Origin of the sequence: Micromonospora sp. SD12 (genome assembly GCF_052068495.1) — a bacterium.
GTDB lineage: Bacteria > Actinomycetota > Actinomycetes > Mycobacteriales > Micromonosporaceae > Micromonospora > Micromonospora echinofusca.
The window spans coordinates 51,083-63,615 of sequence record NZ_JBQHDF010000015.1; the positions used below are offsets into that span (position 1 = coordinate 51,083).

At 75.3% G+C, this 12,533-nt stretch carries 12 protein-coding genes; 10 read left to right on the plus strand and 2 right to left on the minus strand.

The window, feature by feature from the left end:
* Window positions 1-103 precede the first annotated feature (103 nt).
* The 7 genes from ACTMS2_RS23130 to ACTMS2_RS23160 all read left to right on the plus strand — a co-directional run bounded on the left by ACTMS2_RS23130 (window position 104) and on the right by ACTMS2_RS23160 (window position 7,448).
* Entirely contained in the window at window positions 104-1,342 is a 1,239-nt protein-coding gene (locus ACTMS2_RS23130) for an O-antigen ligase family protein (RefSeq protein WP_441177322.1), read from the plus strand.
* Window positions 1,339-2,964 carry a lipopolysaccharide biosynthesis protein gene (locus ACTMS2_RS23135; protein ID WP_441177267.1) on the plus strand — a complete coding sequence of 542 codons (1,626 nt, stop codon included), beginning with the start codon at window positions 1,339-1,341 and terminating at the stop codon, window positions 2,962-2,964. Before ACTMS2_RS23130 ends, ACTMS2_RS23135 begins: the two co-directional genes overlap by 4 nt.
* A 7-nt stretch (window positions 2,965-2,971) precedes the next feature.
* Window positions 2,972-3,874, plus strand: coding sequence for a sulfotransferase domain-containing protein (locus ACTMS2_RS23140; RefSeq protein WP_441177268.1), 903 nt, complete (start codon window positions 2,972-2,974; stop codon window positions 3,872-3,874).
* Window positions 3,871-5,133: a hypothetical protein gene (locus ACTMS2_RS23145; protein ID WP_441177269.1), complete on the plus strand. Its 1,263-nt coding sequence runs from the start codon at window positions 3,871-3,873 to the stop codon at window positions 5,131-5,133. The genes ACTMS2_RS23140 and ACTMS2_RS23145 overlap by 4 nt, the downstream gene beginning before the upstream one ends.
* Window positions 5,134-5,359: 226 nt before the next feature.
* On the plus strand, window positions 5,360-5,842 hold the full coding sequence (locus ACTMS2_RS23150; RefSeq protein WP_089000977.1) for a UDP-N-acetylglucosamine--LPS N-acetylglucosamine transferase: 483 nt from the start codon (window positions 5,360-5,362) through the stop codon (window positions 5,840-5,842).
* Window positions 5,839-6,531, plus strand: coding sequence for a glycosyltransferase (locus ACTMS2_RS23155; RefSeq protein WP_441177270.1), 693 nt, complete (start codon window positions 5,839-5,841; stop codon window positions 6,529-6,531). Before ACTMS2_RS23150 ends, ACTMS2_RS23155 begins: the two co-directional genes overlap by 4 nt.
* Entirely contained in the window at window positions 6,528-7,448 is a 921-nt protein-coding gene (locus tag ACTMS2_RS23160; RefSeq protein ID WP_441177271.1) for a glycosyltransferase family 2 protein, read from the plus strand. The genes ACTMS2_RS23155 and ACTMS2_RS23160 overlap by 4 nt, the downstream gene beginning before the upstream one ends.
* Before the next feature lie 62 nt (window positions 7,449-7,510).
* On the opposite strand, the gene ACTMS2_RS23165 is transcribed toward ACTMS2_RS23160, so the two are convergent.
* The gene (locus ACTMS2_RS23165; RefSeq protein ID WP_441177272.1) at window positions 7,511-8,767 is read right to left on the minus strand and encodes a cation:proton antiporter; all 1,257 of its coding nucleotides are present in this window, start codon (window positions 8,765-8,767) and stop codon (window positions 7,511-7,513) included.
* Window positions 8,768-8,925: 158 nt separating this feature from the next.
* Here ACTMS2_RS23165 and aroC point away from each other — a divergent pair, with 158 nt between their 5' ends.
* Window positions 8,926-10,104: a chorismate synthase gene (aroC, locus tag ACTMS2_RS23170; RefSeq protein ID WP_089000974.1), complete on the plus strand. Its 1,179-nt coding sequence runs from the start codon at window positions 8,926-8,928 to the stop codon at window positions 10,102-10,104.
* A gap of 46 nt (window positions 10,105-10,150) precedes the next feature.
* Complete coding sequence (locus ACTMS2_RS23175; protein WP_441177273.1) at window positions 10,151-10,654, plus strand: shikimate kinase; 504 nt, start codon at window positions 10,151-10,153, stop codon at window positions 10,652-10,654.
* A gap of 9 nt (window positions 10,655-10,663) precedes the next feature.
* Here ACTMS2_RS23175 and ACTMS2_RS23180 read toward each other — a convergent pair whose 3' ends face one another.
* Window positions 10,664-11,392 carry an alpha/beta fold hydrolase gene (locus ACTMS2_RS23180; protein WP_441177274.1) on the minus strand — a complete coding sequence of 243 codons (729 nt, stop codon included), beginning with the start codon at window positions 11,390-11,392 and terminating at the stop codon, window positions 10,664-10,666.
* An 80-nt stretch (window positions 11,393-11,472) separates the two neighbouring features.
* On the opposite strand from ACTMS2_RS23180, the gene ACTMS2_RS23185 reads away from it, so the two are divergent.
* Window positions 11,473-12,438 carry a helix-turn-helix transcriptional regulator gene (locus tag ACTMS2_RS23185; protein ID WP_441177275.1) on the plus strand — a complete coding sequence of 322 codons (966 nt, stop codon included), beginning with the start codon at window positions 11,473-11,475 and terminating at the stop codon, window positions 12,436-12,438.
* The last annotated feature ends 95 nt before the right edge of the window (window positions 12,439-12,533 follow it).

The following is a 12,533-nucleotide window of genomic DNA, read 5'->3' on the forward strand; positions in this document are numbered from 1 at the left end:
CCGCGCCCCGGCGACGACCGAGCCCGCCGGCGGCCCGGGCGGCGCCGCGTCGCTGCCCCTGCCGCCGCCCCCGCCGCGGCTGCCGATCTGGCCGCTGGCGTTGATGTTCGGCATGGTGCCGGTGTGGTGGCTGGCCGGCGCGTTCTACCTCGGGTGGCCGCTGCTCGGGGCGCTGCTGTTCGCGCTGCTGGTCATCCGGGGCCGGGTGCCGCTGCCCCCGGCCGCCGGGATCTGGCTGCTGTTCCTGGCCGTCGTGGTGGTCAGCGCCACCCAGCTGCAGACGCCGGCCTCGGTGCTGACGTTCGCGCTGCGGCTCGCCTTCTACCTCACCGCGCTCGTGGTCGGCGTCTACGTCTACGCGGTCGCCCGCGAGCGCCCCGACCAGGCCGCGGTCCTCGTACCGCTCTGCGCCTTCTGGTTCGCGCTGGTCGCGCTGGGCTGGCTGGGCGTGCTGGCGCCCCGCTTCGCGCTGACCACCCCGGTGGAGGTGCTGCTGCCCGGCGGGGTGGCCAGCACCCCGTTCATCCAGGACATGGTCCACCTGACCACCGCTGAATACAGCGCCCGGTCGCTGAACCCGATCTACCGGCCGGCCGCGCCGTTCGCGTACACCAACAACTACGGCAGCGCGTACGCGATGACCCTGCCCTGCGTGGTGGCCTTCACCATGCTGCGGCGGCGTGGCGTGCTGCGCTGGGCGCTGCTGGCGTCGCTGCCGCTGTCGCTGGCGCCGGCCTTCCTCACGCTCAACCGGGCGATGTTCCTCAGCCTCGGCACCGGGCTGGCGGTGCTCGGCATCCGGGCCGCCCTGCGCGGCAACGTCCGGGTGGCCGCGTCGATCGTCGGGGTGGTGGTCATCGGGAGCCTCACCACCCTGTTCATCCCGGTCACCGAGCTGATCGGCAACCGGGTGGAGTCCAGCGACACCAACACCGACCGCCTCTCCCTCTACGTCGAGGTGATCCGGCGGGTACGGGAGTCGCCCTGGCTCGGCTACGGCGCGCCGGTGAACGTCGACACCGTCAGCGCCCAGGCGCCGATCGGCACCCAGGGGCAGCTGTGGATGGTGCTGTTCAGCCACGGCGTCCCCGCGCTGCTGTGCTTCCTCGCCTGGTTCGTGGTCGCCGCGCTGATCTGCGCCCGCGCCACGTCCGCCGCCGGGCAGTGGCTGGCCGTGGTGCCGGTCGTCTGCCTGGTGCAGATCCCCTTCTACGGCATGGCCAACCAGAACCTCGCGGTCGCCTTCTTCGCGGTCGCCTTCGCGATGGCGCTCACCGAACGGGAGACCTCGGCCCGGCTCCACCGCCCCCGACCCCTGCGCCCGGAAGCGGTACCCGCATGACCGCCACCACCCGAGGGCCGTCCGGCCCCCACCCGGCCGCCGCGCCCGCCGCGTCGGGCCCGGGCGGAGCGCCGCCCGCCGACGACACGGAGACCCGGCGCAGCGTCCGCAGCGGCGTCGCCGGGCTGGTCGGCGCGGCCACCAGCGGGCTCTTCGGCTTCCTGCTCGCGGTCGTCATCACGCGCGGCTACGGCACGGTCGGCTCCGGGGCGTTCTTCGCCGCGATCGGGGTGGTCACCGTCGCCACCGCCGTGTGCACCCTCGGCGCGGAGACCGGGCTGATGTGGGCGCTGCCGCGCCGGCGCCTCGGCGCCCGGGGCGACGCCGCCCGGGTGCTCCCGGTGGCGCTGGTCCCGCCGCTGCTGGTGGCGGTAGTCGTCGCCGTGGGCGGGGTGCTCGCCGCCGACGCGCTCGCCCCGCGCCTGCTCGGCGGCTCCGGCGTCGACGGTACGGCCCTGCTGACGGTCAGCTTCGCCGCGGTGCCGGTGGTGGTGGCCATGACGCTGCTGCTCGCCGCGCTGCGCTGCGTACGCCCGATCCGGGCGTACGTCGGGGTGCAGTTCTTCCTGCTGCCGGTGGCCCGGCCGGTGCTGGTCGGCGCGGCGGCCCTGGCCGGCGGGGGTCTGCTGGCCGGCATGACCGGCTGGCTGGTGCCGGCGGCGCTCGCCCTGCTGGCGTGCCTGACGCTGGTGGCCGGCCCGCTCGGCGTCGGCCGGGGCGCGGCGCTGCGACCCGCGCCCGGCGACTGGTCGGCGTTCTGGCGCTTCGCGCTGCCCCGGGCCGCGTCGGCAGCCATCGACGCCGGCAACATGTGGGTGGGCGTGCTGCTCACGTCGGTGCTCGCCGGGCCGGCCGACGCCGGCGTCTTCGGCGCGGTCGGGCGCTACATCCTCGCCGGCCAGCTGGCCATGCAGGGGCTGCGGGTGGCGGTGTCGCCGCAGCTGTCCCGGCTGCTCGGGCGCGGGGACCGGGCCGCGGCGGCGGCCGTGCACCGGCAGCTGACCACCTGGGGGCTGGTGCTGTCCTGGCCGGTCTACCTGCTGCTGGCCGTCTTCGGGTTGGCCTTCCTGCAGCTCTTCGGGTCCGAGTTCACCGCCGGCGCCCCCGCGATGACCGTGCTCGCGCTGGCCATGCTGGTCAACACCGGAGTCGGCAACGTACAGAGCCTGCTGCTGATGGGCGGGCGCAGCGGACTGCACCTGGCCGCCACGCTGGCCGGGCTGCTGGTCACCGTCTCGCTCGGCCTGTGGCTGATCCCGGCACACGGCGCGACGGGGGCGGCGCTGGCCTGGGCGCTCGGCATCGCCACCGAGAACCTCACCGCCGTGGCCTGCGCCCGGGCCGTCGTCGGCCAGCCCCTGGTCGACGCGGCGATGCTGCGCGCCGGGGCGGCCACCGTCGCCGGGGTCGGGGCCGCGGCGGGGATCGGGGTGCTGGCCGGCGGCCGGGGGATCGGCGGCCTGGCCGTGGCCCTGGGCGTGCTGGCCGCCGGCTGCGTCGGCTTGTTGACGTTGCCCCGGGTGCGGCGCCGCATCCGGGTGACCATGGTGCAGGTCCGTGGGCGGCAGGAGGCGGCCCCGGCCGCCACCGGGCCCGCCCCGGAGGAGACGAAGGGCAGGTGAGGTCGTCGTGCCGTCCATCCGAGACCGGGTGAAGCAGCTCGTACCGACCCAGGTGACGGAGCGGGTGCGGGAGTCACTCGTCGACTACGGGGTACGGACCAGCGACCGGCGACCGCTGCCGGACTTCCTCATCATCGGCACCAAACGGGGCGGCACCACCTCGCTGTGGAACTACCTCATCCAGCACCCGCTGGTGCCCCGGCTCTTCCCGGCCTGGAACACCAAGTCCTCCCACTACTTCGAGGAGCACTGGCGTCGCGGCGAGGCCTGGTACCGCTCGCACTTTCCCACCCAGCGTCACCGGGAGGCGCTGGAGAAGCGGCACGGCGGGCCGGTACGGGTCGGCGAGGCGGCGCCGCTCTACATGTTCCACCCCCTCGCGGCGCAGCGGGTCGCCGCGCTGATGCCGTCGGTGCGGCTCATCGTGCTGCTGCGCGACCCGGTGGAGCGGGCGTACTCGCACTGGAAGGAGCGGCGTACGCACGGCATCGAGCCGCTCGACTTCGCCGCCGCGCTGGCCGCCGAGGGCGAGCGTACGGCGGGGGAGCGGGAACGGCTGATCGCCGAGCCGGAGTACTTCAGCGAGCCGTACGACTGGTACACCTACCGGGCCCGGGGCCGCTACCTGGAGCACCTGGAACCCTGGCTGGAGCGCTTCGACCGGGAGCAGATCCTCTTCCTGCCCAGCGAGGACCTCTACCGCGACGCCCGGTCCACCTACCGCCGGACGCTGGACTTCCTCGGCCTGCCGCCGCACGACCTGCCCGACTTCAAGGTCTACAACGACCGGCGCTCGGCGCCGCTGGAGCCGGCCGTACGCGCCGAGCTGACCGAGTACTACCGCCCGCACAACGACGCGTTGCGGCAGCGGCTGGGGCTGGAACTCGACTGGCCGGACCGGGCCGCGTGACGGCGCGTACGACCGACGCCGCCGACCCCCGCTCCCGCAGCGACGGGCTGGGCTGGGTCACCCGGGCCGTGTTCGGCGACGAGCGGATCGCCCTGACCGTGGGCGCCCCGCCGCCGCCCGGGCACCGCGAGGTCGCCCGGTACGCGGTCGTCCCGTCGCTCGCCCGGGCCCGGTTCCTGCTGCCGCTCGGCGCGCCCCGCGCCACGGCCGCCTCGCTGCTGGCGTACAACGCGCTGCGCCCGCCGAAGGTGCGGGCGGTGCGGGCCGCGCTCGGCGTGCTGGCGCGGGTCGGCGCGGTCGACCTGGCCCCGTTCCCCCGGCTGACGGTGTCGCTGCCCGATCCGGTCACCGCCGACGAGGCGCTGCTGGCCGGGCGGCTGGGCGCCGCGCTCGGGAGACCGGCGGTGTACGCGGCCTGCGGGGTCCGCCCGCCGGACCCGAACCACAAGCCCACCCTGCAACTGTTCGCCCCCGACGGCCGGGCCCTCGGCTACGCGAAGATCGGCTGGAACGGCGCCACCCGGGCGCTGGTGACCACCGAGGCGGCGGCCCTGCGCGAGCTGCCGACGGTGACCGGCGCGCCCGACCACCCGGCGGCGCCCCGCCTGCTGGCCGAGACCACGGCCGCCGGGCAGGTCGTCGCGCTGGTCGAGCCGCTGCCGCCGGACGTGCGGGGGGTGCCGGTCGACGACCCGCCGCGGATCGCGGCCCTGCTGGCCGTGGCCCGCCGGGGTGACCCGCCGGCGCCGCCGCTCCCGCTGGCGGCGTCGGCGTTCCTGGCCCGGCTCACCGCCGAGGCCGGGCGCGCCGCCGCCGGCACGCCGGACGGGGCCCGGGCGGTCGCCGCGGTCGCCGCCCTGGCGGACCGGCACGGCGGCACCGCCGTCGAGTTCGGGCACTGGCACGGCGACTGGGTGCCCTGGAACCTCGGCGTGCACGCCGGCCGCCTCGTCGCCTGGGACTGGGAGCACAGCGGGCCGGACGTGCCGCTCGGCTTCGACCTGGCGCACGACGCGTTCCAGCGGGCCCTGGTGCTGCGGGGCGAGCCGGCCGCCGTGGCGGCGCGGGCCGTCGACGCCCACCTCGACCGGCACGGCGCCGGGCTGGGGCTCGGGCCGGCGGCCGGGCGGCTGGTGGCCGACGCCTACCTGCTGGAGATGTGGTTGCGCACCTGGCGGCTGGCCGACGCCGGCGCCGGCTGGAACGCGGCGCTGCATCCCGCCCTGCTGGACGTCATCGAGAAACGACATAGCGGCTGATCCGCCGAAATCGCCGGAGCCAGCGGCCCGCCGCCGGCTCCGGACGGTGACGGAGAAACTCCAGGTCGTCACGATCGTCGATGTCGGCCATCGGTACGGCGCACCAGATCCGCCACCCGCGGAGATCGACTTGTCGCCCGGTCACCCTATTTCACCAGCCGGGGGACGTGTGATCTGCTGTCGCGTGGCGGCCACCGAACATCCAAGCGAACGTGTGGGGAGTCGCGTGGAAACGACAACCGAGGACGCCGGCGAGCCCGGAGTCCTGCTCCTGGTGGGCTCCAGCGGCGGCCACCTGGCCCAGCTGCTCGCCCTGCGCCCGTGGTACGAACGCTGGCGACGGTGCTGGGTCACCTTCGACACACCCGAGGCGCTGTCGCTGCTCGACGGCGAGGAACTGGTCCCGGCACACCACCCGACCACCCGCAACGTGCCGAACCTGCTGCGCAACGCCGTCCTGGCCTGGCGGGTGCTGCGCTCGCGGCGGGTCGCCGCCGTGGTGACCACCGGCGCCGGGGTGGCCGTCCCGTTCGTGGTGCTCGCCCGGCTCCGGCGCGTGCCGACCGTCTACATCGAGGTGTACGACCGCATCGACACCCCGACCCTGACCGCCCGGCTCTGCCGGCCGTTCCTCTCCGCGATGCTCGTGCAGTGGGACGAGCAGCGCCGGCAGTACCCGGAGGCCACCGTCGTGGGGACCCTGCTATGAACGCCGAGAGCACCGGAACCGCCCCCGCGCACCGGGTCGCCCCGGGCCGGCCCCGCCCGGCGCCCGCCGGCCGCGTGCCCCGCCCGCGCGACCCCGGCGAACTCGCCCGGGCCCGACTGCTGGTCGCCGTCGGCACCGACAAGCACCCGTTCGACCGGCTGGTCGGCTGGCTCGCGGAGTGGCACCCCACGGTCGGCGAGAACGTCGGGCTGACCGTCCAGCACGGACACACCCGGGCCCCCGGAGTGCCCGGGGCGGTGCCCTTCCTCGGCCACGACGAACTCCAGACCGCGATGGCCGAGGCCGACCTCGTGGTCTGCCACGGCGGCCCGGCCACCATCCTGGAGGCCCGCCGCCACGGCCACCTGCCGATCGTCGTGCCCCGGGACCCGACCCGGGGCGAGCACGTCGACGACCACCAGCAACTGTTCGCCCGCCGCCTGGGCGCGGCCGGCATGGTGGCGCTCGCCGAGACCCGGGAGGCGCTGTTCGAGGCGCTCACCGCCGGCCTCGCCGACCCGTCCCGGTACGCCGTCGCGGCCGACCCGGACGCGTCCGAGGCGCGCCGCGCGGCGGTCGAGCAGGTGGGGCGGATCGTGGAGGACCTGGTGGCCGCGTCGACCGGACGACGGCGGGGGACGAGGTGGCGGCCGTGGGCGCGGTCGGGCCGGAACGGAGAGCGGCGATGACCGAACATCCGAGCGTGAGCGCGGTGGTCCCCACCCGGGACCGTCCGGAGCTGCTCCGGGCCGCCGTGCGCGCCATCCTCGACCAGGACCACCCCGGCACGATCGAGGTGGTGGTGGTCTACGACCAGTCCGAGCCGGACGCCGCACTGGCCGAGCTGTCCCGCCCGGGACGGCTGGTCCGGGTGATCCGCAACGAGCGCGCCCCGGGCCTGGCCGGCGCCCGCAACAGCGGCGTCCTGGCCGCCACCGGCGAGCTCGTCGCGTTCTGCGACGACGACGACGAGTGGCTGCCCGGCAAGCTGAGCGCCCAGGTCGAGGCGCTCGCCGCCCACCCCGACGCGGAGTTCGTCAGCTGCGGCATCCGGGTCAGCTACGACGGGCACACCGTCGACCGGGCGCTGCCGAAGGACTCGGTCACCCTGGCCGACCTGCTGCGCGACCGGATGACGGAGCTGCACCCGTCGACCTTCCTGATCCGCGCCGCCGCGCTGCGCGACGGGTTCGGGCTGGTCGACGAGGAGATCCCGGGCAGCTACGCGGAGGACTACGAGTTCCTGCTGCGGGCCGCCCGCAGCGCGCCGCTGGTCAACCTGCGCACGCCGTACGTGCTGGTGCGCTGGCACAAGCGGTCCTACTTCGCGCAGCGCTGGGACACCATCTCCGAGGCGTTGCAGTGGCTGCTGGAGCGCTACCCCGAGTTCGGCACACAGCCGGCCGGCGAGGCGCGGGTCACCGGGCAGATCGCCTTCGCCCGCGCCGCGTCCGGCGACCGGCGGGGCGCGATGCGCTGGGCCCGGCACACCATCCGGCGCAACCCGCGCGAGCCGAGGGCGTACCTGGCCCTCGCCGTGGCCGGGCGGATGGTCCGCGCCGACGCGGTGCTGCGCACCCTGCACAAGCGCGGCCGGGGAATCTGAGCCCGCCGTCGCCCGAGGGCACTGGCCGGCGCGGACCGGCCAGGCCCTCGGGCGCGGGAGCCCTAACGGCGGGTCGTGTCGGGGCGGCCGGTCACCCGGCGTTCGCGCCGCCGCCCCCGGCGATCGGCCGAAGCCTGTCGCAGCTTTTCGTACCAGGCCGGAGTCGTGGCCGGATCGAAGATCCGGGCGATCACGATGTCGGTGGAGGAGTGCGCCAGGATCGACAGCACGATGGTCAGCGCCACCAGGTGGAAGATCTCGTCACCGGCCGGGATGCCTGCCTGGAGTACCAGCAGGCCGTAGACCACCGAGGCGAAGCCCTTCGGCCCGAACCACATCGCGGCGAACTGCTCGGTGCGGCTCAGCCGGGAGCCGAGGAACGAGACGGCCAGCGCCACCGGACGGGCCACCACGATGGCGAGCACCGCGAACACCCAGCCGGGCCAGGAGATCTCGCCGAGGAACTCGATCGAGATGAGCGCGCCGAAGACCAGCAGCGCGGCCAACTTGAACACCTCGGCGATCAGCTCGCCGAAGTGCTCGAAGCTCTCCCGCTGCCGCTCGCCGAAGGTGGCCACGGTGATGCCGGCGGCGAACGCCGCGAGGAAGAGGTTGGCGTGGGTGACCTGGCCCAGGGCCAGCACCAGCAGGCCGATCGCCACGCCGTTCAGCGGCTCGTACTGGGTGGAGGCCGAGAAGAAGCGGGTCCTCTCCAGACGCAGCGCCAACCACGGCACCCCGACCCCGATGACCACCCCCAGCAGCAGTTCCAGGCCCAGCTCGTCCAGGTGCAGGTCGTCCGAGCCGGCCGCGACGGCCAGGAACAGGATGACGAAGGGCAGCGCCAGGCCGTCGTTGATCCCGGACTCGACGTTGAGCAGGTGCCGCAGCCGGCCGGGCACCCGGTCGTTGCCGACCAGCGCCGAGGCGAACACCGGGTCCGTGGGCGCGAGGACCGCGCCGAGCAGCAGCGACTCCGGCCAGCCCAACCCGACCACGTAGTGCGCCAGCAGCGCGGTGATCAGCAGCGTCAGCGGCAGGCCCCAGCCCAGCGCCCGACCGGGCAGCCGCCACGCCGAGCGCAGGTCCGCCCAGCCCACCCGCATGCCGTCGGTGAAGAGCACGGTGAACAGGGCCAGTTCGGCCAGCGTCGCCACGATCGGCGAGTCGGCGGTGATGTCCAGCACGCCGGTGGTCTCCGGGCCCAGCACGAAACCGGCGACCAGGAAGAGCACGGCGGTGGACAGGATCGTGCGGTGGGCCAGGCTCGAGAGCAGGACCGCCAGCAGCAGGGCGGCGGCGAACGCGAAGAGCAGCACCGGGGCTCCCAGGAATCGGGGTCGACGAAGTCACTGCCGACCAGACTTCCCGGCGCACCGCGCTGATCGTACGGTTTCCCGCCGACCGTGGCGTCCGCAGGGCGGGACACGGCGGGCACCGCACGGCGGCGGCCACCGGGCGTGACAGACTGACCGCTGTGTTGCGCTGGTTGACTGCAGGGGAATCGCACGGTCCCGCCCTCGTCGCGATGCTGGAGGGCGTACCCGCCGGCGTCGAGGTGACCACCGGGGAGATCGCCGGTGAGCTGGCCCGGCGCCGGCTCGGCTACGGCCGGGGTGCGCGGATGTCGTTCGAGCAGGACGAGGTCGAGGTCATCGGCGGGCTCCGACACGGGGTGACCCTCGGCAGCCCTGTCGCGATCCGCGTCGGCAACTCCGAGTGGCCCAAGTGGCGCACGGTCATGGCGGCCGACCCCGTCGACGCGGAGGAGCTCGCCAGCCAGGCCCGCAACGCGCCACTGACCCGCCCCCGTCCGGGCCACGCCGACCTGGCCGGCATGCAGAAGTACGGCCACACCGACGCCCGGCCGATCCTGGAACGGGCCAGCGCGCGGGAGACCGCCGCCCGCGTCGCCGTCGGCACGGTCGCCAAGGCGCTGCTCCGGCAGGCCCTCGGCGTCGAGATCGTCTCGCACGTGGTGGAGCTGGGTCCGGTCGCCGCGAAGCCCGGCCTCCGCCCGGCGCCCGCCGACGCCGAGCGCATCGACGCCGACCCGCTGCGCTGCCTCGACCCGGAGGCCAGCGCCCGGATGGTCGCCGAGGTCGACGCCGCGAAGAAGGCCGCCGACACCCTGGGCGGCGTGGTCGAGGTGCTGGCGTACGGGGTGCCGCCGGGCCTGGGCAGCCACGTGCAGTGGGACCGCAAGCTCGACGCCCGGCTCGCCACCGCGCTGATGTCCATCCAGGCCATCAAGGGCGTGGAGATCGGCGACGGCTGGCAGCAGGCGCGCTCCCGGGGCTCCGAGGCGCACGACGAGATCATCCCCACCGCCACCGGCGTGCGTCGGGTCACCGACCGGGCCGGCGGGCTGGAGGGTGGCATCACCACCGGCGAGCCGCTGCGGGTGAAGGCCGCCATGAAGCCGATCTCGTCGCTCAACCGGGCCCTGGCCACGGTGGACGTCACCACCGGCGAGCCGGCCACGGCGATCAACCAGCGCTCGGACGTCTGCGCCGTGCCCGCCGCCGCCGTCGTCGCCGAGGCGATGGTGGCGCTGGTGCTGGCCGAGGCCGCCACCGAGAAGTTCGGCGGCGACTCGGTCGCCGAGATCCGCCGCAACCTGGCCGGCTACCTCGACGCGCTGGTGATCCGGTGAGCGCGCGACGGCGGGCGGGGCGCGCGGCCGGCCGGCGGTGCCGCTGATGGCGCCGGTCTGCGTACTGGTCGGGGCGCCCGGCTCCGGCAAGACCACCGTCGGGCTGCTGGTGGCGGAGCTGCTCGGCGTGGAGTTCCGCGACACCGACCTGGACATCGTGCGGCTGGCCGGCAAGCCGATCCCCGAGATCTTCATCGACGAGGGCGAGGAGCACTTCCGTACCCTCGAACGGGCGGCGGTGGCGGCGGGCCTGGCCTCGTGCGAGGGCGTGCTCGCCCTCGGCGGCGGCGCGGTCCTCGCCGAGGAGAACCGCGCCGCCCTGGTCGGGCACCCCGTGGTGTACCTCTCCGTCGAGCTGTCCGACGCGGTGAAGCGGGTCGGGCTCGGCGCGGGCCGCCCACTGCTGGCGATCAACCCGCGGGCGACGCTGAAGTACCTGTTGGACCAGCGCCGCCCGCTCTACGCCGAGGTGGCCACCGCCACGGTCGTCACCGACGGGCGGGAACCGGCGGAGATCGCCGCCGAGATCACCGCGCTGCTCAAGCGCTGAGAGCGGCCGTCAGTCGCGGGCGATCCGGTCGAGCACGTCGGCCAGGCCCTTCGGCTCGCTGAGCATCGGCCAGTGGCCGGTGGGCAGCGCGTACAGCCGGCCGCCGGCCAGCCCGGCGAAGAAGGGGTGGCCCCGCGCGATCATGTCCTCGACCACCGCGAGCGGGAAGGTGCTCGCCACCAGGGCCGTCGGCACCGCGCGCCCACCCGTGCGGCGGACCGGGTCGGTGGCGGCGCGCAGCGGGTGGGCGGTGGCCCGCCGCCGCAGCAGCGCGAGCGCGGCGGGATCCAACCCGGCCAGGTTCTGCGGATCCTCCGCCGGGTCGAACGCGGGCGGCGGCAGCAGGTGCCCGTCGCCGATCTCGGCGCGCAGCCGCTCCTGCTCCTCGGGCGGGTTGCTGTCGAACTGCGACATGCCGTCGGGCATCGGCCCGCTCTCCACGTACACCACCCGGGCGATCCGCTCGCCGACGCGGTCCGCCGCCTGGGTCACCGGTAGCCCGCCGCCGGAGTGGCCCACCAGCACGACGTCGTGCAGCTCCTCCACCTCGATCAGCCGGACGATGTCGGTCGTGTGTGTCTCCAGGCCGACCTCCGGGCCGGCGAGGTGGGCGCGCTCGGCCACCCCGGTCAGCGTCACCGGGTGGACCTCGTGTCCCTGCCCGCGCAGCGCCGTGGTCACGTCGCGCCACGCCCAACCGCCCAGCCAGAACCCCGGCACCAGTACGAACGTCGCCATCGCGACCTCCCTCTCTCGTCGTCCGCGACCACCGTACGATCGAATCCGGACGCTTTCCGCCCGCTTTGAAGGAGTGGTCCGTGTCGCATCCCGCCGCCCGGGTGCTCGGCATGCTCGAACTGCTCCAGAGCCACCACCGGCTCACCGGGGCGGAGCTGGCCCGCCGGCTGGGGGTGGACGGGCGCACGGTGCGCCGTTACGCCGCGACCCTGGCCGAGCTGGGCATCCCGGTCGCCGCCGAGCGGGGCCGCCACGGCGGCTACCGGCTGAGTCCCGGCTACAAACTGCCGCCGCTGATGCTCACCGACGACGAGGCCGTCGCCGTGCTGCTCGGCCTGGTCGCCGCCGAGCGGCTCGGGCTGGGCACCGAGGAGCCGGCGACCGCGACCGCGCTGGCCAAGATCCGCAGGGTGCTCCCGCCCACGCTGGGTGACCGCCTCGCGGCGGTGCAGGAGCACCTCGGCTTCACCCTGCGGCGATCGGCGCCGCAGGCCCGGCCGGCGACCGGGACGCTGCTCACCCTCGGCGCCGCCGCCCGGCACCGGCGCCGGGTACGGCTGGAGCACCGTTCCTCCTCCGGCGCGGTCACCCGCCGGGATCTCGACCCGTACGGGCTGGTCTTCCACTCCGGCCGCTGGTACGTCACGGGCCACGACCACCTGCGCGGAGAGGTGCGCACGTTCCGGCTGGACCGGATCGGGGAGGTGCTGCCGGGGGAGCAGACCTTCGCCGTCCCCGACGGCTTCGACCCGGTCGCCCAGGTGACCCGATCGCTGGCCCGCGTCCCGTACGCCCACGACGTCGAGGTGCTGCTGGAGGCCGACCTGGCCGCTGCCCGACGCCGCCTACCGCCCAGCGTGGCCGAACTGAGCGTGACCGACGGCGGCGTGCTGCTGCGCGCCCGCGCGGAGAGCCTGGCCGGGATGGCCCAGCTGCTCGCGGGGCTGGGCTGGCCGTTCACCGTCGTACGCCCCGAGGCCCTGCGCGCCGAGGTCGCCGCGCACGCCCGGAGGCTGGCCGCTTGGGCGGCCCGTACACCCGGGTGATCCCGCCCGAGGGGCGGCCCGCGCGGCCCTGCCCGGCACGCGATCGGGTGGCCACGAAGTGGACAGTTCCCGCCGGCGATCGGGCGGCTGGACTA